Here is a 20794-nt window from a genome sequence, read left to right as displayed (position 1 = left end):
GAGCTTGCTCGCGATCTTTTAAAAGATCAAAAGATCGCGAGCAAGCTCGCTCCTACAAATTGCACCACCCTGCCCAACAAAAAGCCCGCTACCGATTGCTCGGTGGCGGGCTTTTTTAATCGCGGCTTAGATTGCGCCGCGTTGACGCAACAGGTCGAGCACCCGCTTGACGCCTTCTTCGATGGTCAGCGCTTGAGTGTCGACCACCAGGTCTGCATTCAAAGGCACGTCGTACGGGAAGGATTCGCCCGGGATGTTGTCGCCACCCGCTGCATACAGGCCCTGCGGGTCACGCTCGGCGCAGACCGCAGGCGATGCCTGTACATACACCGTGATCAGGCGGTCATCACCGATCAGGGCTTTGGCCTGTTCGCGGCCTTCAGCATCCGGCGCGACGAAAGCTGCCAGGGTCAGCAAGCCGGCTTCGTTGAATTGACGCGCCACGTGGGCAGCACGACGCCAGTTCTCGGTACGGCCCGCACGGTCCTGTGGCAGACCTTTGTTCAGGTCATGACGCAGGTTTTGACCGTCCAGCACAAACACCGCACGGCCCATGTCAAACAACTTGCGTTCAACCGCGTAGGCCAAGGTGCTTTTACCGGCACCCGACAAGCCGCTGAACAACACGGTCGCCGGTTGTTGGCCAAAGCGCTGGGCACGCTCTTGAGTAGTGACGTGTGCCAACTCGCCGTGATGCGTCGCGCTGCCGTGGCTGACCGGCGAGGCGATGATCATGCCCGCACCCACGGTGCCGTTGGTCAAACGGTCGATGATGATGAACGAACCGGTGGTGCGGTTGCTTTCATAACCATCCAGGGCAATCGGTGCGTCGAGGCTGATCTTGACCTTGCCGATCTCGTTCAACTGCAACGCGCTGGCCGGGCCTTCTTCGAGGGTGTTCACATCGACTTTGTTGACGATGCTGGCAATCGAACCCGGGACATAGCTGGTCGCACGTTTGATGTCGTACTTCTTGCCCGGCAGCATCGGCTCTTCAGCCATCCACACCAGCATGGCTTCGAAGTTATCGGTCACCTGCGGCACGTTGTCGGCATGCACCAACAAGTCGCCACGGGAGATGTCGATCTCGTCTTCCATGGTCAGCGTGATCGCCTGGCCAGGCCCGGCGTGCTCCAGTTCACCTTCAAAGGTGACAATGGATTTCACGCGGCTGCTTTTACCCGACGGCAGCACCACGATCTCGTCGCCCTTGTGCACGACGCCGCTGGCCAGCGTACCGGCGAAACCCCGGAAGTTCAGGTTCGGACGGTTCACGTATTGCACCGGGAAGCGCAGGTCGGTGAGGTTGCGGTCGGCCGCGATTTCCACGGTTTCGAGAATTTCCATCAGCGACTGGCCGGTGTACCACGGCGAGCGCTCGGACTTGTTCACCACGTTGTCGCCCTTGAGGGCAGACATCGGCACGAAATGCAGGCTCGAAGGCTTCATTTTCAAGCCTTCGGCGAACTTCAGGTAATCGGCCTTGATCGACTCGAACACGCCTTCGTCAAAGTTCTTGAGGTCCATCTTGTTGATGGCCACGACGATGTGCTTGATGCCCAGCAACGAGGCGATAAAGCTGTGACGACGGGTTTGGGTCTGCACGCCGTAACGGGCATCCACCAGAATGATCGCCAAGTCACAGGTGGACGCACCGGTGGCCATGTTGCGGGTGTACTGCTCATGGCCCGGGGTATCGGCAATGATGAACTTGCGCTTGGCCGTGGAGAAGTAGCGGTACGCCACGTCAATGGTGATGCCCTGCTCGCGCTCGGCTTGCAGGCCGTCGACCAGCAGTGCCAGGTCGATGTCATCGCCGGTGGTGCCGCTTTTTTTCGAATCGCGGGTAATGGCTTCCAGATGGTCTTCGTAGATCATCTTGGAGTCGTGCAGCAGGCGCCCGATCAGGGTGCTCTTACCGTCATCGACGTTGCCGCAGGTCAGAAAGCGCAACATCTCTTTGCGCTCGTGCTGGCCCAGGTAGGCGAGGATGTCCTCGCTGATCAAATCAGATACGTGCGACATGACAACCCCTTAGAAATAACCTTGACGTTTTTTATCTTCCATCGAGCCTGCGCCATCGTGATCGATGACTCGGCCCTGGCGCTCGGAAGTTCGCGTCAGGAGCATTTCCTGGATAATGTCGGTCAGGGTTTCTGCCTCGGACTCTACCGCGCCAGTCAGCGGGTAGCAGCCAAGAGTACGGAAGCGGACCTTTTTCTTGACGATGCGCGCCTTGTCTTCGTCAGACAGGTGCTCAAGGATGCGATCGTCGTCGATCATGATCAGTGTGCCGTTCTTCTCGATGACTTCACGCTCAGCCGCGAAGTACAGCGGCACGATCGGGATGCCTTCAAGGTAGATGTACTGCCAGATGTCGAGTTCGGTCCAGTTGGACAACGGGAACACGCGAATCGACTCGCCCTTGTTGACGTTGCCGTTGTAGACGTTCCACAACTCGGGGCGCTGGTTTTTTGGGTCCCAGCGGTGTTTGCTGTCACGGAACGAGTACACGCGCTCTTTGGCACGGGACTTTTCTTCGTCGCGACGGGCACCACCGAAGGCAGCATCAAAACCGTGCTTGTCGAGCGCCTGTTTCAGGCCCTCGGTTTTCATGATGTCGGTGTGCTTGGCGCTGCCGTGGGTGAAGGGGTTGATCCCTTGCGCCACGCCGTCAGGGTTTACGTGAGTGATGAGGTCCAGGCCCAGCTCGGCAACCATCTTGTCGCGAAAGCTGTACATCTCCTGGAATTTCCACTGGGTATCGACATGCATCACCGGAAACGGCAGCTTGCCAGGGAAAAATGCCTTGCGGGCAAGGTGCAGCATTACGGCAGAATCTTTACCAATGGAGTACAGCATCACCGGGTTATCGAACTCGGCGGCCACCTCGCGAATGATATGGATGCTCTCCGCCTCCAACTGTTTCAGGTGCGTCAGTTTGTCGACCATGGCTACTCACGAAAGCTATCTTATTAACGGCCTGCGGGCCGTGTTCGAGGGTCGAATGCTAGCACAGCGCCTACTTCTATTGAGGGCGCCAAGTAGACCTAAACGATCTAAGAATAGATCACCAGGTTTGGCCGCCCCGCCCACTGCAGCCGCTGCCGCAGGCTGCGATGGGTTGCGCAGCAGCCCTGCTTTTGGGGTTAAAAGCGAAGGCCCTGCGGCCCTTATCGCAGCCTTCGGCAGCGGCTACAGATGTTTGCCAGAGTTTTAAATCGGGTTGGGGCAGTCGATGAACAGGTGTTCCAGGGCAAAGCGTCGCGCCAGGTAATCGCCCAGCGCCTGTACGCCGTAACGCTCGGTGGCGTGGTGGCCGGCAGCGATGAAGCTGATGTCGTTTTCCCGCGCACTATGGAAGGTTTGTTCGGACGCTTCGCCGCTCAAGTACAGATCAACGCCCGCCAGCACTGCCTGGTCGATATAGCCCTGGCCGCCGCCGGTGCACCAGCCCACGCGGCGAATCATGTCGCTGCCTTCGATCAGCAACGGCTCACGCCCCAGCGCTTCCTGGACACGGCGGGCAAAATCGCGGGCAGTCATCGGTTCGGCCAATGACCCCACCAACCCCACGACTTTGTTGTTGGCCGGGTCCAGCGGGCCTTCAACGGTAATGTCCAGTTGCCGCGCCAATTGCACGTTATTACCCACCTCAGGGTGCAGGTCGAGTGGTAAGTGGTAGGCCAGCAAGCTGATATCGTGCTTGAGCAGGGTTTTCAGGCGACGCTGCTTCATGCCGGTGACGCACGGGTCTTCGCCCTTCCAGAAGTAGCCGTGATGCACCAGGATCAGGTCGGCCTCAGCCTCGACCGCAGCATCCAGCAACGCCTGGCTGGCAGTGACCCCGCTCACAATTCGCACTACTTGCGGGCGGCCTTCGACTTGCAGGCCGTTGGGGCAGTAATCGCTGATTGCAGCGCTGTTCAGGTAACGATTTGCTTCTTCTACCAGCGTGCTCAGGGCGACAGCCATAAAAGACTCCTAAATATAGCGTTCAGAGGCGCTCGGGCACTCGTATAATGGCCGCCATTATGGGCCGTCATGGTGGCTCTGCAACCTTCAGGATTAAGTTCAATGTTCAAGGCTTTGCGTTTTTTTGGCTGGCCATTGCTGGCCGGCGTGCTTATCGCTTTGCTGATTATTCAACGCTATCCAGAGTGGGTTGGCCTGCCGACGCTGGACGTTAATCTGCAACAAGCCCCGCGCACCAGTTATGTGCAGCAAGGCCCTGTAACCTATGCCGACGCCGTGACCCGCGCAGCCCCGGCAGTCGCCAACCTGTACACCACCAAAGTGGTGAACAAAAACGCCAGCCCGCTGTTTGAAGATCCGCAGTTCCGACGCTTTTTCGGCAACAACGCGCCCAAACAAAAGCGTATGGAATCGAGCCTCGGTTCGGGCGTGATCATGAGCCCGGAAGGCTATTTGCTGACCAACAACCACGTGGTGGCGGGTGCTGACCAGATTGTCGTGGCGCTCAAGGACGGTCGCGAAACCCTGGCCCGCATGATCGGCAGCGACCCTGAAACTGACTTGGCCGTGCTCAAGATTGACCTGAAAAACCTGCCCTCGATCACCATTGGTCGCTCTGACGCCTTGCGCATCGGTGACATCGCGCTGGCCATTGGTAACCCGTTTGGTGTGGGTCAAACCACCACCATGGGCATCATCAGCGCCACCGGGCGTAACCAGTTGGGCTTGAACAACTACGAAGACTTTATCCAGACCGATGCCGCGATCAACCCCGGCAACTCGGGCGGCGCGCTGGTGGATGCCAACGGAAACCTGACCGGCATCAACACCGCGATCTTCTCCGAGTCGGGTGGCTCGCAAGGTATTGGCTTTGCGATCCCGATCAACCTGGCGATGGAAGTCATGAAGTCGATTATCGAGCACGGCCAGGTGATCCGTGGCTGGCTGGGGATTGAAGTTCAGTCACTGACGCCGGACCTGGCCGAGTCGTTTGGCATGAATGGACGCCCGGGGATTGTCGTCGCGGGGATTTTCCGTGATGGCCCGGCGCAAAAAGCCGGTATGCAACTGGGTGATGTGATCCTGAGCATTGACGGCGAACCGGCCAACGATGGTCGTCGCTCGATGAACCAGGTGGCCCGCATCAAGCCTTCAGACAAGGTGGCGATTCTGGTCTTGCGTAATGGCAAAGAGCTCAAGCTCACCGCCGAAGTGGGCCTGCGGCCACAGCAAGAACAGCCGGCGCATACCGAGAAGTAAACACCCCTCTGTAGGAGCGAGCTTGCTCGCGATCTTTTGATCTTAAAAGATCGCGAGGCAAGCTCGCTCCTACAGGTCGTTAGTTAAATATCTGACAACCCTTCAATCAGCGCCGCGTTCTGCTCTGGCGTGCCAATGCTGATGCGCAGGAACTGGGCGATGCGCAGTTGCTTGAAGTGGCGCACGATCACGCCCTGTTCACGCAATTTGGCCGCCAGTGCTGCCGCATCGTGTTCCGGGTGGCGGGCGAAGATAAAGTTCGCCGCCGACGGCAGCACTTCAAAACCCAACGCCTTCAACTGACCGACCACGTGCTCGCGGCTGTCGATGACCGCCTGACAGGTCTGCGCGAAGTAGTCACGATCGGCAAAAGCCGCAGCCGCGCCGACGATGGCGATGCGGTCCAGCGGGTAGGAGTTGAAGCTGTTTTTAATCCGCTCCAAGGCCTCGATCAGGTCAGGATGGCCCACCGCCAGGCCCACCCGCAAACCGGCCAGCGAGCGCGATTTGGACAGGGTTTGGGTCACCAGCAGGTTCGGATAGCGGTCCACCAGGCTGATGGCGGTTTCACCACCAAAGTCGATGTAGGCTTCGTCCACCACAACCACTGAGTCCGGGCTGGCCTTGAGCATCTGCTCAATGGCGTCCAGCGCCAGCAACCAGCCCGTCGGCGCGTTGGGGTTCGGGAAGATGATGCCGCCATTGGGCTTGGCGTAGTCTGCGGGCTGGATCTGGAACTGCTCATCCAGCGGCACCGCGTCGAACTCGATGCCATAGAGGCCGCAGTACACCGGGTAGAAGCTGTAGCTGATGTCCGGGAACAACAGCGGTTTGTCGTGCTGCAACAGGCCATTGAAGATGTGCGCCAGCACTTCGTCAGAACCGTTGCCGAGAAACACCTGGTTGGTCTGTACGCCGTAATACTCGGCCACCGCCTGCTTGAGCAAGTCGCTGTTCGGATCCGGGTACAGACGCAGGTTGTCGTTAACTTCGGCCTGCATCGCAGCCAGCGCTTTGGGCGATGGCCCGTAAGGGTTCTCGTTGGTGTTGAGCTTGACCAGTTTGGTCAGTTTTGGCTGCTCCCCCGGCACGTAGGGCACCAGCTCTTTAACGAACGAACTCCAGAATTTGCTCATGCTTATTGCCCCTGTTCGGTGTCGGCGATGATCCGGTATTCAGCACTGCGGGCGTGGCCGGTCAACGACTCGCCACGGGCCAGAATCGAAGCGGTTTTGCCCAGGTCAGAAGCGCCCTGCTCCGAGCAAAAAATGATCGATGAGCGCTTCTGGAAGTCGTACACACCCAGCGGCGACGAGAAACGTGCGGTACCCGACGTCGGCAATACGTGGTTCGGGCCTGCGCAGTAATCGCCCAGAGCTTCGGAGGTGTGACGGCCCATGAAAATCGCCCCGGCGTGACGGATCTGCGGCAACCAGGCTTGCGGGTCTGCCACCGACAGCTCCAGGTGTTCCGGGGCAATGCGGTTGGCAACGTCCATGGCCTGCTGCATGTCATTCACCAGAATCAACGCGCCACGGCCATTGATTGAGGTGTTGATGATGTCGGCACGTTCCATAGTCGGCAGCAATTTGGCGATGCTGGCGGCCACTTTGTCGAGGAACTCGGCATCCGGGCTGACCAGAATCGCTTGCGCGTCTTCGTCGTGCTCGGCCTGGGAGAACAGGTCCATGGCGATCCAGTCCGGGTCGGTCAGGCCGTCGCAGACCACGAGGATTTCCGAAGGCCCGGCGATCATGTCGATCCCCACCTGGCCAAATACATGGCGCTTGGCGGTGGCCACGTAGATGTTGCCCGGCCCGACCACCTTGTCGACTTGCGGCACGCTTTCAGTGCCATAGGCCAACGCTGCAACGGCTTGGGCACCACCGATAGTGAACACCCGATCAACCCCGGCAATGCAGGCAGCAGCGAGTACCAGCTCGTTGATTTCGCCACGCGGCGTTGGCACGACCATAACCACTTCGCCAACGCCTGCCACTTTGGCCGGGATCGCGTTCATCAACACAGAAGACGGATACGACGCTTTGCCGCCCGGCACGTACAGACCGGCGCGGTCCAGTGGCGTGACCTTCTGCCCCAGCACGGTGCCGTCGGCTTCGGTGTAGCTCCAGGAGTCTTGCTTCTGTTTTTCGTGGTAGCTGCGCACACGCTGTGCGGCTTTTTCCAGCGCTTCACGCTGCGCGGCGGTGATGCGGGTCAAGGCCAGTTCCAGGCGCTCACGCGGCAGGATCAAGTCGGCCATGGAGTTAACGCTCAAGCCGTCAAAACGCTGGGTGAACTCTACCAACGCGGCATCGCCACGCTCGCGAACGGCTTTGATGATGTCGAGCACACGCTGGTTGACCGAGTCGTCAGACACACTTTCCCAGCTCAGCAGATGATCCAGATGCTGCGCGAAATCCGGGTCAGCAGCGTTGAGTCGGCGAATTGCAGTGGGAGCGGTCATAGCGAGGGCCTCGGTAATGGGCGTTTGCTTGGAATTAAGGGATGCAAGTATCAGGCACGGCAAGACTACCAAGCCATCCGCGTGGGTACCTGAAATTTCTGGCTATTACACGGATGGATGGGCGCGACGTAAAGATGCTGGATCCAGGGTCGCGCAGGTGTGTCAGCCGCGGTGTCGAGACTCGACTGCTTTGCGCAGGGTATCGATCAGGGCTTGAATGCGGGCGTGCTGCATTTTCATCGACGCTTTGTTGACCACCAGACGGGAACTGATGGCGGCGATGAAATCTTGTGGCTCAAGGCCGTTGGCACGCAGGGTGTTACCGGTATCGACGACGTCGATGATTTTGTCGGCCAAGCCGATCAGCGGAGCCAGTTCCATCGAGCCGTAAAGCTTGATGATGTCGACCTGACGGCCTTGTTCGGCGTAGTAACGCTTGGCGATATTGACGAACTTGGTGGCAACGCGCAGGCGGCCTTTAGGTTCGGCGGCGCCGACAGCACCGGCTGTCATCAGCTTGCATTGGGCAATCTGAAGGTCCAGCGGCTCGTAAAGGCCCTGGCCGCCGTATTCCATCAGCACATCTTTGCCCGCGACACCGAGGTCGGCGGCACCATGCTCGACATACGTTGGTACATCGGTGGCACGGACGATCAGCAGACGGACATCCGGCTGGGAGGTCGGGATGATCAGCTTGCGGCTTTTGTCCGGATTCTCGGTCGGCACAATGCCTGCTTCAGCCAGAAGCGGCAGGGTGTCGTCAAGGATACGGCCCTTGGACAGTGCAATGGTCAACATGGGAAACGTAAGTCCTTATCAGGGTACTTATGCCCGGCGCAATCGGCGCCGGACATGCATCGAGCCTGATATCAAGCTCGACTTGAACGATTCAAGGCCAGGTAAGGTAACGCGTGGGAGCGCTTACGTCACCTGGCAGCTGGACACGATCCCTGTGCCCATGATGCCAAACCCAAAACTAGCCCGGAACGCGGCGGATTTTGGCACCCAGCATTTGCAGTTTTTCTTCGATGCACTCGTAGCCACGGTCTATGTGGTAGATGCGGTCGATCAGGGTGTCGCCTTCAGCAACCAGTGCCGAAATAACCAGGCTGGCCGAAGCACGCAGGTCGGTGGCCATGACGGGCGCGCCTTTGAGCGTTTCAGTGCCGGTGACGATGGCGGTGTTGCCTTCTACCTGGATCTTGGCGCCCATGCGGTGCAGTTCGTAAACGTGCATGAAGCGGTTTTCGAAGATGGTTTCGATCACTGCACCGGTGCCTTCGGCAATGGCGTTGAGCGAAATGAACTGCGCTTGCATGTCCGTCGGGAACGCCGGGTACGGAGCCGTACGCACGTTGACCGCCTTCGGGCGTTTGCCGTGCATGTTCAGCTCGATCCAGTCTTCGCCGGTGGTGATCTCGGCGCCCGCTTCCTTGAGCTTCTCAAGGACGGCTTCGAGGATGGTCGGATCGGTGTCCTTGACCTTCACGCGACCGCCGGTCACAGCGGCAGCCACCAGGTAAGTACCGGTTTCGATACGGTCCGGCATCACGCGGTAAGTTGCCGGGTGCAGCTCTTTAACGCCATCAATGGTGATGGTGTCAGTGCCAGCGCCGCTTACCTTGGCGCCCATGGCGTTCAGGAAGTTGGCCAGGTCAACGACTTCAGGCTCGCGCGCAGAGTTCTGCAATACGCTGCGGCCATTGGCCAGAGCTGCGGCCATCATGATGTTTTCAGTACCGGTTACGCTGACGGTATCAAAGAAGAAGTTGGCACCGCGCAAGCCGCCTTCTGGCGCCTTGGCCTTGATGTAGCCACCTTCGACGTCAATCACTGCGCCCATGGCTTCGAGGCCACGGATGTGCAGGTCGACTGGACGCGAGCCAATGGCGCAACCGCCAGGCAGGGCAACTTCGGCTTCACCGAAGCGTGCAACCATCGGGCCCAGTACCAGGATCGACGCACGCATGGTTTTCACCAACTCGTACGGTGCAACCAGGGTCTTGATGGTGTTCGGGTTGATTTCGACGCTGAGCTTCTCGTCGATCACCGGCTCAATGCCCATGCGACCGAACAGCTCGATCATGGTGGTGATGTCATGCAAATGCGGCAGGTTGCCAACCGTGACCGGGCCATTGCACAGCAAGGTCGCAGCCAGAATCGGCAAAGCAGAGTTCTTCGCACCGGAAATACGGATTTCGCCATCAAGACGGGCACCGCCGGTAATAATCAATTTATCCATAACAATCTCGACGCCAAGGGGGCTCAGGTGCGCTCGGCCCATGCCGCGCGGCTGAAGAATTTCATAGTCACCGCATGGATGCTGCCATCAGCGATCCACGGGTTCAAATGGGTATAGATGCTTTGTTGACGTTTGACCGGGCTCAAGGCCGCCAGCTCGTCACTAATCACGTTCAGCTGAAAGTTGCAGCCTTCGCCTTCAACTTCTACCTGGATTTCAGGCAGCTTCTCTTCAAGAAAGCTCTTAACTTCTACGGCCTGCATGCTCAACCTCAATCGGCGCCTAACGCGCGCGGGTCGGCCATCATACAAAAAAGCCCCGCGCCTGCGAACCCCGTATAACAGGACTCTGACGGGGGGCTTTTTTATAAGTGGCTATTAATGATGTGCCAGCAACTCGGTCAGACCCGAAACTTTAGCGATTTCACGCATGTCTTCGGGCAAACCGGTGATGCTCATTGGCTTGTTCAGGGTTTGCGCGTCACGGATGTAGCACAGCAGCAGGGACAAGCCCACGCTGCTGGACTTGGTGACCGCCGAGCAATCCACCACCAGGGCTTTGGCCAAGGCCTTTTTGATCAAGGCCTGGCCTTCTTTGCGCAAGCGCGGGCCGGTCTGATAGTCGAGTACGCCACTCAGGCGCAGCTCGCTTTCGCCAGCCAGGGTAATGGCGGCGTCACTCATTGGCTCAACTTCTCGTCGGTTTTTTCCTTGGCCTTGGCAACTTCGCCGGCCCAGCCATCAATGGTCTTGTCCAGATCATTGCCGTTGCGCTGCATGGCATCGGCGAACTGATCACGGAACAACTTGCCGATGTTGATACCGTTGATGATGACGTTACGTACTTTCCACTCGCCATCCACTTGGGTCAGCGTGTAGGAAACAGGGTAAACCGCACCATTGGCACCTTTGACCGTCATCGGTACAGAGACATTATCGCCATTGGTCTGTTGCTTGGCGTCACCGACGCTGATGCCCTCGTTCTTGAACTCAAGCAAGGCGTTGCCGTAAAACTGGATCAGGCTGCGCTTGAAGTTGTCCTGAAAGCGCTGCATCTGTGCGGGGGTGGCCCTGCGCGAATACTTGACGGTCATGATGCTTTTGGAAACACCGTCAACGTCCACAACCGGCCCAACGATGTTGTTCAGGGCATCGTAAAACTCGGTCGGGCTTGCTTTGTATTTTTCTTTGTTGGCGGACAGGTCAGCCAGCAGTCGAGTGGTGGTGTCGGTCACGATGTCATGGGGAGACTGACCCGGCGCAGCACTCGCCATCATCGGCAAAGCCGCCGCCAACATTACCAGCAGGCCACGGCGCAAGAGAGAAATCATCTTAAGGCTCCTTATTTGGCTTCTTTGCTAACAGTGTTCATGAGGAACTTGCCGATCAGGTCTTCGAGGACCAGCGACGATTGCGTGTCGTGAATGGTGCCGCCATCCTTGAGCACAACGTCATCCCCGCCCACGCTGATACCGATGTACTTCTCGCCTAACAGCCCGGCTGTGAGGATAGACGCTGTCGAGTCCGTCGGCAGGTTATTCACATCCTTTTCCACTTGCAGGGTGACGCGTGCCGTGAAGTTGTCACGGTCCAGGTCAATTGCCGTGACCTTGCCGATGGTGACGCCTGCCATGGTGACTTTGGCGCGCACAGTCAGACCGGCGATGTTGTCAAAGTAGGCATAGAGTTTGTAGGTGTCCGTGCTGGCAGTCGGCGACAGCCCACTGACTCGCAGGGCAAGTAACAGTAAAGCCAGGATGCCAGCCAGCAGGAACAGGCCGACACCGATTTCCATGGTGCGGTTTTGCATCAGAAATCTCCAAACATCAAGGCAGTCAAAATGAAGTCCAACCCGAGGACTGCCAGAGAGGCATACACCACGGTTTTGGTAGTGGCACGGCTGATCCCCTCTGATGTGGGCTCGCAGTCATAACCTTGAAACACAGCTATCCAGGTCACTACAAAAGCAAACACGATGCTTTTGATGATCCCGTTAATCACGTCACCACTGAAGGTCACACTGTTCTGCATGTTGGCCCAGTAGGAACCGTCGTAGACACCCAGCCAGTCGACTGCCACCCACGAACCGCCCCAGATCCCGACCACGCTGAAAATCATCGCCAGCACCGGCAGGGAAATGAACCCGGCCCACAAACGTGGCGCAATGATGTATTTGAGCGGGTCAACACCGATCATTTCCAGGCTGGACAACTGTTCGGTTGATTTCATGTTGCCGATTTCGGCGGTCAGTGCCGACCCGGCACGCCCTGCGAACAGCAAGGCAGTCACCACCGGCCCCAGCTCACGCAACAGGGTCAAGGCAACCATTTGCCCTACCGCCTGCTCGGAGCCGTAGCTGGACAAAATACTGAAGCCCTGCAGCGCCAGCACCATGCCGATAAAAATACCGGACACCACGATGATGACCAGCGACATGACGCCCACAGAGTGCAGTTGTTTGAGCAACAGCCCAAACCCGCCGCCAATGCCGCCACGCCCCAGCAATGCATGGAACAGGAAGATGGTCGAACGGCCCAGTACCGAGACCATGTCGATCCCGGCTCTGCCGAATAACCCGATTCGGTCAATCATTGATTTTTTGGGCATTAACGCTTCCCCAGAAGATCGGTTCGGTAGTCCGACGCCGGAAAATGGAACGGGACCGGGCCGTCCGGATCGCCGTTCATGAATTGACGAATGCGCGGGTTATCCGCATTCATCAGTTCTTCTGGCGTGCCCTGCCCCAGCACCTGACCATCGCCGACGACATACAGATAGTCAGAAATACTCGCCGTCTCTGCCAGGTCGTGGGACACCACAATGCTGGTGATGCCCAACGCATCGTTGAGCAGACGGATCAGCCGCACCAGAACCCCCATGGCAATCGGGTCCTGGCCAACAAAGGGTTCGTCATACATCAGGATCTGCGGATCCATGGCAATCGCACGCGCCAAAGCTACCCGACGCTTCATGCCGCCCGACAGCTCATCGGGCATCAGATCGATTGCCCCGCGCAGCCCCACGGCCTGCAATTTAAGCAGCACGATGTCGCGGATCATGTCTTCTGGCAGTTGGGTGTGAACCCGCAGCGGGAACGCTACGTTTTCGAACACGTCCAGGTCGGTGAACAACGCGCCACTCTGGAACAAAACGCCCATGTGCTTGCGCGCATCGAACAGGTCGCTGCGTGACAGGGTCGGCAGATTCTGGCCATTGACCCACACTTCGCCGCTGCTGGGACGCAGTTGCATGCCCATCAAACGTAACAGGGTAGTCTTGCCGCAGCCGGACGGGCCCATGATTCCCGTGACTTTGCCACGCGGAATTCGAATATCGACATTATTGAAGATGCTGCGCGAACCGCGCTTGAAGGACACTCCCTTCAGCTCGACCGCGTAGGCGTTATCGGCGCTCATCTAAACTCCTTGCGATGCAGCTTCTGCCTCTCACCCGGACACCATGCTTCTTATTAAGAAGCTCGCGCTCCTGAGCGGGCCGAACTGGCGGCGAACTATAGCACTGCTGATACAGACCGCCCAAGACCGAAGGAGTGCCCTCACAGGTTCCAGACAGTTAATAAATGCCAAATTAACCGCAGTCCTGACACTGACTTGTAACCTGGCGCAACAAAGCATCACGATCAAGCGTGAGGGAATTGCGCATAACCGCTATAATCGTCGCCTTTTCTCAGGCTACCCGACTTCAAACATGAGCCAATCCAGCGACCTGATTCAATCTGCCCACCGTACTATCCGTCTTGAACTGGAAGCCGTCGAAGGTTTGCTGGCTCATATCGACGCTGATTTCGTACGCGCTTGCGAGATGATTCTGGCAAGTAAAGGCCGGGTTGTCGTGGTCGGCATGGGCAAATCGGGGCATGTCGGCAATAAGATTGCCGCCACCCTGGCCAGCACCGGCACCACGGCTTTTTTTGTTCATCCCGCAGAAGCCAGCCATGGCGACATGGGCATGATCACCAGCGATGACATCATTCTGGCCTTGTCGAACTCCGGCACAACGGCCGAAATCGTGACCCTGCTGCCACTGATCAAGCGCCTGGGCATCAAGCTGATCAGCGTGACCGGCAACCCGAACTCGACGCTGGCCAAAGCCGCCGAGGTGAACCTCAACGTTCATGTTGCCCACGAAGCCTGCCCACTGAACCTGGCGCCGACTTCCTCGACCACCGCAGCACTGGTCATGGGCGACGCCCTGGCCGTGGCATTGCTTGAAGCACGCGGCTTTACCGCAGAAGACTTTGCCTTCTCGCACCCCGGTGGCGCCCTGGGCCGTCGCCTGCTGCTGAAAGTCGACAACGTGATGCACTCTGGCGATGAACTGCCAAACGTGGTCCGCGGCACCTTGCTTAAAGACGCCTTGATGGAAATGACCCGCAAAGGCCTTGGCATGACCGTTATCGTTGAAGAAGACGGGCGACTGGCCGGGATCTTCACTGACGGTGACTTGCGCCGCACCCTGGACCGCGAAATCGACATTCGCAATGCAACCATCGACTCGGTCATGACGCCGCACGGCAAAACGGCCAAGGCCGACATGCTGGCCGCAGAAGCCTTGAAAATCATGGAAGACCACAAGATCAGCTCGCTGGTCGTGGTCGACAAGGATGATCGCCCGGTGGGCGCCTTGAACATGCACGACTTGTTGCGCGCAGGAGTAATGTAATGACCAGCGATCTGCTTGAGCGTGGCAAACACATCAAACTCGCTGTTTTTGACGTCGACGGCGTACTGACCGACGGTCGCCTGTACTTCCTCGAAGACGGCAGCGAATTCAAGACCTTCAACACTCTGGACGGCCAAGGCATCAAGATGCTGATGGCTGGCGGTGTGCAGACCGCAATCATCAGTGGTCGCAAGACCCCGGTCGTTGAACGGCGCGCACAAAACCTGGGCATCCCGCACCTCTATCAGGGGCGCGAAGATAAATTGGTGGTATTGGACGAGCTTCTCGGCCAACTCGGCCTAAGCTATGAACAGGTTGCCTACTTGGGTGACGACCTGCCCGACCTGCCCGTCATACGCCGGGTCGGCCTGGGCATGGCGGTGGCCAACGCTGCCGGTTTTGTTCGCGAGCACGCCCACGGCACTACCCAGGCACGCGGTGGCGAAGGTGCCGCCCGCGAATTTTGCGAGCTGATCCTGCGCGCTCAAGGGCGCCTTGACGCAGCCCTCGCCGCCTACTTATAGAGCGTTTTATGCTGAGTAAAAAGATTCGCAACACTCTGTTATTCGCAGTCATTGCCGCGCTGTTTGCGGCCGTTGGCTACTGGAATATCAGCCCGGAGCGCTTTCTCGACAAGCCTGTTGCGCCTGTCGATGACACCGCTATCGACTATTACGCAATCAATGCTCACAGCTTGCAGTTCTTGCCCGATGGCAAGCTGCAATATGAGCTGACATCTGACAAGGTCGAACATTTGCAGGCTTCTGAAGTCACATTAATGACCAAGCCAGACATGCAAATTTTCCGCGGCACACCCTTCCCGTGGCACGTTCAGAGCGAGCGCGGCGAAGTTAACCCGGACGGTACTCAGGTCGAACTCATCGATTCTGTGCGCGTTGCACGCACCGACGATAAAAACCGCACTACGATTATTACCACGACCCGCATGACTGTATTCCCGCAGAAGGAATATGCGCAGACCGACCGAGACGTTAGAATCGACGGCGCCGGTGGTGTGACGACTGGTAAGGGAATGAAAGCATATTTGAAAGACGGCAGGATGGACCTGCTGTCCAACGTAAGAGGACAGTATGAGTCTCGTTAAAACCCTCCCTTTATTGCTCAGCCTGAGCGCAGCACTGGGAAGCGCGAGCGCCTGGGCTCTGCCGGATGACAACAAGCAGCCTATCCGTATCCAGGCCGACGAAGCCCAACTGGATGACAAGCAAGGCGTTGCGACTTACAAGGGCGATGTGATCATCACCCAAGGGTCCATGAAAATTACCGGTAACACCGTCACCCTTACCCGCACCGCAGCGGGCGATATTGACGTGGTGACCTCGGTCGGCAATCTGGCGTATTTCGAACAACTGCAAAAAGTCGGTGATCCGAAACCGGTTCAGGCGTACGCCGTGACGATTCAATATCACGCGCCGCAAAACCGCATCGTGCTGATCGACAAGGCTAAAGTCATCAACGAAGGCAACACGACCGAAGGCGAGAAGATCGTCTACGACACCGTGAAGCAAGTCGCCAATGCCGGCCGGGCCAATGGCACGAACGTCACTGCGCCTCGTCCACGCATTGACATGGTGATCCAGCCGAAGAGTAAAACCGACCAGCAGAAGGCCCAGTAATGGCAACCCTGAAAGCCCAGCATCTGGCTAAAAGCTACAAGAGTCGCCAAGTGGTACGCGATGTCAGCCTGTCGATCGACAGCGGGCAGATCGTCGGCTTGCTCGGGCCTAACGGCGCGGGCAAAACCACCTGCTTCTACATGATCGTCGGCCTGGTACAAGCCGATCAGGGCCGTGTGCTGATTGACGACCTGGATGTCAGCCACCAGCCCATGCACGGTCGCGCACGCGCCGGTATCGGCTACCTGCCGCAAGAAGCGTCGATCTTCCGCAAGCTGTCGGTCGCCGATAACATCATGGCGATTCTTGAGACTCGCAAAGAACTCGACAAGGCTGGTCGCCGCAAAGAGCTGGAAAGCCTGCTGCAGGAGTTCCATATCAATCACATCCGCGACAACCTCGGCATGAGCCTGTCCGGCGGTGAGCGTCGCCGTGTAGAAATCGCCCGTGCCCTGGCGACCAACCCCAAGTTCATCCTGCTCGATGAACCTTTTGCAGGCGTTGACCCCATCTCGGTGGGCGATATCAAGCAAATCATTCACCACCTCAAGGCCAAAGGCATTGGCGTGCTGATCACTGACCACAACGTCCGTGAGACGCTCGATATTTGCGAAACAGCCTACATCGTCAACGACGGTCAATTGATCGCTGAAGGCGATGCTGAAACGATTCTCGCCAACAAGTTGGTGCGAGAAGTGTATCTAGGCCACGAGTTCCGCCTCTAAAGCTGCACACTGAGCGCCATTTGAAGCACCCGGCAACCGCCCATGTTGCCGAATCCTTCAAGTGGCGCCCTGCCGCAGATTGCCGCCCTAGCACAAACTTATTAAAAATGCCCCCTAGGCAAACGCCCCGCTTTCAGGCATATAATTTGCTTAAGTTTGGCGCTCACGCGCCCTGTAGTGGATGGCGCCATGCGCGCCGGCGAATAAGGTGTTAAGCCCCTGCCATGAAACCATCGCTAGTCTTGAGAATGGGCCAGCAGCTGACGATGACGCCTCAGCTGCAACAGGCCATCCGTTTGCTCCAACTGTCGACCCTGGACCTTCAACAGGAAATCCAGGAGGCCCTGGAATCCAATCCGATGCTCGAACGCCAGGAAGAAGGCGACGACTTCGACAACTCGGACCCTCTGGCTGACAACATCGAGCAAAAACCCAACAGCGATATTCAGGAGCCTTCCTACCAGCAAGAGTCCGCCCCTACCGTGGACAACCTGGAAGACGGCGACTGGAGCGAGCGTATCCCCAACGAACTGCCGGTCGATACGGCCTGGGAAGACATCTACCAGACTAGCGCCAGCAGCCTGCCCAGCAGCGATGATGACGAGTGGGACTTCACCACCCGTACCTCGGCCGGCGAAAGCCTGCAAAGCCATCTGTTGTGGCAATTGAACCTGGCACCGATGTCGGACACCGATCGCCTGATCGCTGTGACACTCATCGACTGCATCAACAACCAGGGTTACCTCGACGAAACACTCGAAGAAATTCTGGAAGCCTTTGATCCGGAGCTCGATATCGAACTCGACGAGATCGAAGCCGTCTTGCACCGCATTCAACAATTTGAGCCAGCCGGCATTGGCGCCCGCAACCTGGGCGAGTGCTTGCTGCTGCAACTGCGCCAGTTGCCCGCCAAGACGCCCTGGATCGATGAAGCCAAGCGCCTGGTCACCGACTACATCGACTTGCTCGGCGCGCGTGACTACAGCCAACTGATGCGGCGCATGAAGCTCAAGGAAGACGAGCTGCGCCAGGTCATTGAACTGGTACAAAGCCTCAACCCGCGTCCGGGTTCGCAGATCGAGTCCAGCGAAGCGGAATACGTGGTTCCTGACGTCATCGTTCGCAAGGACAACGACCGCTGGCTGGTCGAGCTGAACCAGGAATCGGTGCCACGCCTGCGGGTCAACCCGCAATACGCAGGCTTCGTGCGCCGTGCCGACACCAGCGCCGACAACACCTTCATGCGCAACCAGTTGCAAGAAGCCCGCTGGTTTATCAAAAGCCTGCAGAGCCGCAATGAAACACTGATGAAAGTAGCGACCCAAATCGTCGAGCATCAGCGTGGCTTTCTGGAATATGGCGATGAGGCCATGAAGCCGCTGGTACTGCATGACATCGCAGAAGCGGTCGGCATGCACGAATCAACGATTTCGCGCGTCACCACACAAAAATTCATGCATACCCCGCGCGGTATATATGAATTGAAGTACTTTTTTTCCAGCCACGTCAGCACCTCGGAAGGCGGTGAATGCTCGTCCACCGCGATCCGCGCGATCATCAAAAAACTGGTCGCCGCTGAAAATCAGAAAAAGCCGTTGAGTGACAGCAAGATCGCTGGTTTACTGGAGGCACAAGGCATTCAGGTGGCCCGTCGCACCGTCGCCAAGTACCGCGAATCCCTTGGGATTGCGCCTTCGAGCGAACGCAAGCGTTTGATGTAAGTACGGGTCACAGCGTTTCAGTGGCAGGCGCTTCGGCCTGTCACTTTATGCAATGGCAACAGAAGGAGAAACTGTATGCAAGTCAACATCAGTGGACAACATCTGGAAGTCACCCAAGCGCTGCGCGATTCGATCAATGACAAACTCGCACGTCTGGAACGTCACTACGACAAAATCACCAACGTGCAGGTGATCCTCTCTGTTGAAAAGCTTCAACAGAAAATCGAAGCCACTCTCAATATTCCCGGCGGAGAAGTTGTCGGCAATGCGGTCAATGAAGACATGTACGCCGCCATCGACAGCCTCTACGAGAAGCTTGATCGCCAACTGAAAAAGCATAAGGAAAAGACTCAAAGCCTGCTCCAGGGCGCAACGGGTCGTTAATACTCCATCACCATGATTCGACTTGAAACTATCCTGACCCCCGGCCGTTCCCTGGTGAACGCGCCGGGCGGCAGTAAAAAGCGCGCACTCGAACTGATTGCCCAACTGATCAGCCGCGAAGTACCTGATCTGGACGAGCAAAAAGTGTTTGAGGCGCTGATCGCCCGTGAAAAACTGGGCTCCACCGGTTTTGGTAACGGCATCGCAATACCTCATTGCCGTCTGGCTGGCTGCGAGTCGCCCATCAGCGCCTTGCTGCACCTGGACGCACCCATAGATTTCGACGCCATCGATGGCGCACCGGTCGACCTTTTGTTCGTTTTGCTGGTGCCACAAGCGGCTACCGATGCGCACCTGGAACTGCTCCGGCAGATCGCCAGCATGCTCGACCGCAAAGACGTGCGTGAAAGATTGCGCAGCGCACCCAGCAACGAAGCGTTGTATCAGGTTGTTCTGGACGTACAGAACGGTCATTAATCATGCGCTTAGTCATTGTCAGCGGACGCTCCGGCTCCGGAAAAAGTACAGCCCTCGCAGTCCTCGAAGACAACGGTTTTTATTGCATCGACAACCTGCCGGCCGGCTTGCTGCCTGAGCTGGCGGAACGCGCACTGATCCATACAGAATTACCGCAACCGCTGGTCGCCGTCTCCATTGATGCGCGTAACCTGCCGAGCCATCTGTCACGCTTTCCGCAATTGCTCGAAGAAGTGCGCAACCGGCATATCCAGTGCGATGTCCTGTATCTGGATGCCGATGAAGAAACCCTGCTCAAGCGCTTCTCGGAAACCCGTCGTCGGCACCCGCTGAGCAGTGAAAGCCGCTCGCTGGCAGAAGCCATTCGCGATGAAACCCACTTGCTGGGGCCAATTGCCGACCTCGCCGACCTGACCGTCAACACCACCAATCTGAACCTGTATCAGTTGCGCGATACGATCAAGTTGCGCCTGCTGAACAAGCCCGAACCGGGCACTGCGTTCCTGATTGAATCGTTTGGCTTCAAGCGCGGCATGCCGGTAGACGCTGACCTGGTGTTTGACGTGCGCTGCCTGCCCAACCCGTACTGGAAACCAGAACTGCGCGAACAGTCGGGCCTGGATCAACCCGTGGCGGATTACCTCGCCGCACAGCCGGATGTTGAAGAGATGTTTCAGGACATCTCCAGCTACCTGCTTAAATGGCTACCCCGCTTTGCCGCCAGCAATCGTGCTTATGTGACCATTGCTATCGGCTGCACAGGCGGGCACCACCGCTCGGTGTACCTGACCGAGCGGCTTGGCAAATGCCTGCAAGAAACTCTTAAGAACGTCCAGGTCCGCCACCGCGACCTGACTTGAAAGGACCCACCCCGCGATGCCTGCTCTGGAAATCGAAATCATCAACAAACTGGGCTTGCACGCTCGGGCATCAGCAAAATTCGTCGGCGTCGCCGGGAAGTTTCCGTGTCAGGTAAGAGCGGGTCGTACCCCTGAATCCATGGTCGACGGCAAGAGCATCATGGCCATGATGATGCTCGCTGCCGGCAAAGGCACCAAGATCCATTTGAAGACCGAAGGCGAGCAGGAACAGGAAGCGCTCGACGCACTGGTCAAGCTCATCAACAACTACTTCGATGAGGGTGAGTGAAGAACAGCCCGGTGTAACTGTAGGAGCGAGCTTGCCTCGCGATCTTTTAAGATCAAAAGATCGCGAGGCAAGCTC

At 57.8% G+C, this 20794-nt stretch carries 24 protein-coding genes; 11 read left to right on the top strand and 13 right to left on the bottom strand.

Annotated features, from left to right (window positions below):
- Positions 1–126: 126 nt before the first annotated feature.
- The 3 genes from cysN to AAEZ03_RS23360 all read right to left on the bottom strand — a co-directional run bounded on the left by cysN (position 127) and on the right by AAEZ03_RS23360 (position 3975).
- Positions 127–2025, bottom strand: coding sequence for a sulfate adenylyltransferase subunit CysN (cysN, locus tag AAEZ03_RS23370; RefSeq protein WP_350581897.1), 1899 nt, complete (start codon positions 2023–2025; stop codon positions 127–129).
- 9 nt (positions 2026–2034) lie between these two features.
- Positions 2035–2952: a sulfate adenylyltransferase subunit CysD gene (gene cysD, locus AAEZ03_RS23365; protein WP_048368327.1), complete on the bottom strand. Its 918-nt coding sequence runs from the start codon at positions 2950–2952 to the stop codon at positions 2035–2037.
- A 264-nt stretch (positions 2953–3216) separates the two neighbouring features.
- Positions 3217–3975, bottom strand: a complete 759-nt coding sequence (locus AAEZ03_RS23360) for a Nif3-like dinuclear metal center hexameric protein (RefSeq protein ID WP_123749619.1) — start codon at positions 3973–3975, stop codon at positions 3217–3219.
- Between the two features lie 102 nt (positions 3976–4077).
- On the opposite strand from AAEZ03_RS23360, the gene algW reads away from it, so the two are divergent.
- Positions 4078–5235, top strand: a complete 1158-nt coding sequence (gene algW / locus AAEZ03_RS23355; protein WP_048368331.1) for a Do family serine endopeptidase AlgW — start codon at positions 4078–4080, stop codon at positions 5233–5235.
- 83 nt (positions 5236–5318) lie between these two features.
- Here the strand turns inward: algW and hisC are convergent, their stop codons facing one another.
- From hisC to AAEZ03_RS23305, 10 genes are all read right to left on the bottom strand, one after another.
- Positions 5319–6371, bottom strand: coding sequence for a histidinol-phosphate transaminase (gene hisC, locus AAEZ03_RS23350; protein WP_350581893.1), 1053 nt, complete (start codon positions 6369–6371; stop codon positions 5319–5321).
- A 2-nt stretch (positions 6372–6373) separates the two neighbouring features.
- Positions 6374–7702: a histidinol dehydrogenase gene (gene hisD, locus AAEZ03_RS23345; RefSeq protein ID WP_262124769.1), complete on the bottom strand. Its 1329-nt coding sequence runs from the start codon at positions 7700–7702 to the stop codon at positions 6374–6376.
- Between the two features lie 162 nt (positions 7703–7864).
- On the bottom strand, positions 7865–8500 hold the full coding sequence (gene hisG, locus AAEZ03_RS23340; RefSeq protein ID WP_048390272.1) for an ATP phosphoribosyltransferase: 636 nt from the start codon (positions 8498–8500) through the stop codon (positions 7865–7867).
- Positions 8501–8678: 178 nt separating this feature from the next.
- Positions 8679–9944: a UDP-N-acetylglucosamine 1-carboxyvinyltransferase gene (murA, locus tag AAEZ03_RS23335; RefSeq protein WP_048368338.1), complete on the bottom strand. Its 1266-nt coding sequence runs from the start codon at positions 9942–9944 to the stop codon at positions 8679–8681.
- A gap of 23 nt (positions 9945–9967) precedes the next feature.
- Positions 9968–10207, bottom strand: coding sequence for a BolA family protein (locus AAEZ03_RS23330; RefSeq protein ID WP_048368340.1), 240 nt, complete (start codon positions 10205–10207; stop codon positions 9968–9970).
- A gap of 114 nt (positions 10208–10321) precedes the next feature.
- Positions 10322–10627, bottom strand: coding sequence for an STAS domain-containing protein (locus AAEZ03_RS23325; RefSeq protein WP_123749616.1), 306 nt, complete (start codon positions 10625–10627; stop codon positions 10322–10324).
- On the bottom strand, positions 10624–11274 hold the full coding sequence (locus tag AAEZ03_RS23320; protein WP_123749615.1) for an MlaC/ttg2D family ABC transporter substrate-binding protein: 651 nt from the start codon (positions 11272–11274) through the stop codon (positions 10624–10626). The genes AAEZ03_RS23325 and AAEZ03_RS23320 overlap by 4 nt, the downstream gene beginning before the upstream one ends.
- A gap of 11 nt (positions 11275–11285) precedes the next feature.
- On the bottom strand, positions 11286–11753 hold the full coding sequence (mlaD, locus tag AAEZ03_RS23315) for an outer membrane lipid asymmetry maintenance protein MlaD (protein WP_048368345.1): 468 nt from the start codon (positions 11751–11753) through the stop codon (positions 11286–11288).
- Positions 11753–12550: a lipid asymmetry maintenance ABC transporter permease subunit MlaE gene (gene mlaE / locus AAEZ03_RS23310; protein WP_048368347.1), complete on the bottom strand. Its 798-nt coding sequence runs from the start codon at positions 12548–12550 to the stop codon at positions 11753–11755. Before mlaE ends, mlaD begins: the two co-directional genes overlap by 1 nt.
- Complete coding sequence (locus AAEZ03_RS23305) at positions 12550–13359, bottom strand: ATP-binding cassette domain-containing protein (protein WP_048368349.1); 810 nt, start codon at positions 13357–13359, stop codon at positions 12550–12552. Before AAEZ03_RS23305 ends, mlaE begins: the two co-directional genes overlap by 1 nt.
- 292 nt (positions 13360–13651) lie before the next feature.
- On the opposite strand from AAEZ03_RS23305, the gene AAEZ03_RS23300 reads away from it, so the two are divergent.
- From AAEZ03_RS23300 to AAEZ03_RS23255, 10 genes are all read left to right on the top strand, one after another.
- The gene (locus AAEZ03_RS23300) at positions 13652–14626 is read left to right on the top strand and encodes a KpsF/GutQ family sugar-phosphate isomerase (RefSeq protein ID WP_350581886.1); all 975 of its coding nucleotides are present in this window, start codon (positions 13652–13654) and stop codon (positions 14624–14626) included.
- On the top strand, positions 14626–15150 hold the full coding sequence (locus tag AAEZ03_RS23295; protein ID WP_048390280.1) for a KdsC family phosphatase: 525 nt from the start codon (positions 14626–14628) through the stop codon (positions 15148–15150). The genes AAEZ03_RS23300 and AAEZ03_RS23295 overlap by 1 nt, the downstream gene beginning before the upstream one ends.
- 8 nt (positions 15151–15158) lie before the next feature.
- A complete protein-coding gene (gene lptC, locus AAEZ03_RS23290; protein ID WP_262124766.1) occupies positions 15159–15731 on the top strand; it encodes an LPS export ABC transporter periplasmic protein LptC in 573 nt (190 codons plus the stop codon).
- Positions 15718–16263 (top strand): lipopolysaccharide transport periplasmic protein LptA, encoded by a 546-nt coding sequence (gene lptA / locus AAEZ03_RS23285; RefSeq protein WP_048368358.1) that lies wholly within the window; start codon positions 15718–15720, stop codon positions 16261–16263. The genes lptC and lptA overlap by 14 nt, the downstream gene beginning before the upstream one ends.
- The gene (lptB, locus tag AAEZ03_RS23280; RefSeq protein ID WP_048368360.1) at positions 16263–16988 is read left to right on the top strand and encodes an LPS export ABC transporter ATP-binding protein; all 726 of its coding nucleotides are present in this window, start codon (positions 16263–16265) and stop codon (positions 16986–16988) included. Before lptA ends, lptB begins: the two co-directional genes overlap by 1 nt.
- Before the next feature lie 224 nt (positions 16989–17212).
- A complete protein-coding gene (locus AAEZ03_RS23275) occupies positions 17213–18709 on the top strand; it encodes an RNA polymerase factor sigma-54 (protein WP_123749613.1) in 1497 nt (498 codons plus the stop codon).
- A gap of 75 nt (positions 18710–18784) precedes the next feature.
- Entirely contained in the window at positions 18785–19093 is a 309-nt protein-coding gene (hpf, locus tag AAEZ03_RS23270) for a ribosome hibernation-promoting factor, HPF/YfiA family (RefSeq protein ID WP_123749612.1), read from the top strand.
- 12 nt (positions 19094–19105) lie between these two features.
- Positions 19106–19570, top strand: coding sequence for a PTS IIA-like nitrogen regulatory protein PtsN (ptsN, locus tag AAEZ03_RS23265; RefSeq protein ID WP_123749611.1), 465 nt, complete (start codon positions 19106–19108; stop codon positions 19568–19570).
- Between the two features lie 2 nt (positions 19571–19572).
- Positions 19573–20430 (top strand): RNase adapter RapZ, encoded by an 858-nt coding sequence (gene rapZ, locus AAEZ03_RS23260; RefSeq protein WP_048368367.1) that lies wholly within the window; start codon positions 19573–19575, stop codon positions 20428–20430.
- Positions 20431–20446: 16 nt separating this feature from the next.
- Positions 20447–20719, top strand: a complete 273-nt coding sequence (locus AAEZ03_RS23255; protein ID WP_048368368.1) for an HPr family phosphocarrier protein — start codon at positions 20447–20449, stop codon at positions 20717–20719.
- Positions 20720–20794 lie beyond the last annotated feature (75 nt).

This window comes from Pseudomonas sp. HY2-MNA-CIBAN-0224 (assembly GCF_040310285.1).
Taxonomy (GTDB): Bacteria; Pseudomonadota; Gammaproteobacteria; order Pseudomonadales; family Pseudomonadaceae; genus Aquipseudomonas; species Aquipseudomonas helleri.
This window is presented reverse-complemented; position numbering and strand designations above follow the sequence as displayed.

Coding starts and splice junctions, on each gene's coding strand:
- cysN (WP_350581897.1), bottom strand. CDS start 2,025: ATGTCGCACGTATCTGATTTGATCAGCGAGGACATCCTCGCCTACCTG.
- cysD (WP_048368327.1), bottom strand. CDS start 2,952: ATGGTCGACAAACTGACGCACCTGAAACAGTTGGAGGCGGAGAGCATC.
- AAEZ03_RS23360 (WP_123749619.1), bottom strand. CDS start 3,975: ATGGCTGTCGCCCTGAGCACGCTGGTAGAAGAAGCAAATCGTTACCTG.
- algW (WP_048368331.1), top strand. CDS start 4,078: ATGTTCAAGGCTTTGCGTTTTTTTGGCTGGCCATTGCTGGCCGGCGTG.
- hisC (WP_350581893.1), bottom strand. CDS start 6,371: ATGAGCAAATTCTGGAGTTCGTTCGTTAAAGAGCTGGTGCCCTACGTG.
- hisD (WP_262124769.1), bottom strand. CDS start 7,702: ATGACCGCTCCCACTGCAATTCGCCGACTCAACGCTGCTGACCCGGAT.
- hisG (WP_048390272.1), bottom strand. CDS start 8,500: ATGTTGACCATTGCACTGTCCAAGGGCCGTATCCTTGACGACACCCTG.
- murA (WP_048368338.1), bottom strand. CDS start 9,944: ATGGATAAATTGATTATTACCGGCGGTGCCCGTCTTGATGGCGAAATC.
- AAEZ03_RS23330 (WP_048368340.1), bottom strand. CDS start 10,207: ATGCAGGCCGTAGAAGTTAAGAGCTTTCTTGAAGAGAAGCTGCCTGAA.
- AAEZ03_RS23325 (WP_123749616.1), bottom strand. CDS start 10,627: ATGAGTGACGCCGCCATTACCCTGGCTGGCGAAAGCGAGCTGCGCCTG.
- AAEZ03_RS23320 (WP_123749615.1), bottom strand. CDS start 11,274: ATGATTTCTCTCTTGCGCCGTGGCCTGCTGGTAATGTTGGCGGCGGCT.
- mlaD (WP_048368345.1), bottom strand. CDS start 11,753: ATGCAAAACCGCACCATGGAAATCGGTGTCGGCCTGTTCCTGCTGGCT.
- mlaE (WP_048368347.1), bottom strand. CDS start 12,550: ATGCCCAAAAAATCAATGATTGACCGAATCGGGTTATTCGGCAGAGCC.
- AAEZ03_RS23305 (WP_048368349.1), bottom strand. CDS start 13,359: ATGAGCGCCGATAACGCCTACGCGGTCGAGCTGAAGGGAGTGTCCTTC.
- AAEZ03_RS23300 (WP_350581886.1), top strand. CDS start 13,652: ATGAGCCAATCCAGCGACCTGATTCAATCTGCCCACCGTACTATCCGT.
- AAEZ03_RS23295 (WP_048390280.1), top strand. CDS start 14,626: ATGACCAGCGATCTGCTTGAGCGTGGCAAACACATCAAACTCGCTGTT.
- lptC (WP_262124766.1), top strand. CDS start 15,159: ATGCTGAGTAAAAAGATTCGCAACACTCTGTTATTCGCAGTCATTGCC.
- lptA (WP_048368358.1), top strand. CDS start 15,718: ATGAGTCTCGTTAAAACCCTCCCTTTATTGCTCAGCCTGAGCGCAGCA.
- lptB (WP_048368360.1), top strand. CDS start 16,263: ATGGCAACCCTGAAAGCCCAGCATCTGGCTAAAAGCTACAAGAGTCGC.
- AAEZ03_RS23275 (WP_123749613.1), top strand. CDS start 17,213: ATGAAACCATCGCTAGTCTTGAGAATGGGCCAGCAGCTGACGATGACG.
- hpf (WP_123749612.1), top strand. CDS start 18,785: ATGCAAGTCAACATCAGTGGACAACATCTGGAAGTCACCCAAGCGCTG.
- ptsN (WP_123749611.1), top strand. CDS start 19,106: ATGATTCGACTTGAAACTATCCTGACCCCCGGCCGTTCCCTGGTGAAC.
- rapZ (WP_048368367.1), top strand. CDS start 19,573: ATGCGCTTAGTCATTGTCAGCGGACGCTCCGGCTCCGGAAAAAGTACA.
- AAEZ03_RS23255 (WP_048368368.1), top strand. CDS start 20,447: ATGCCTGCTCTGGAAATCGAAATCATCAACAAACTGGGCTTGCACGCT.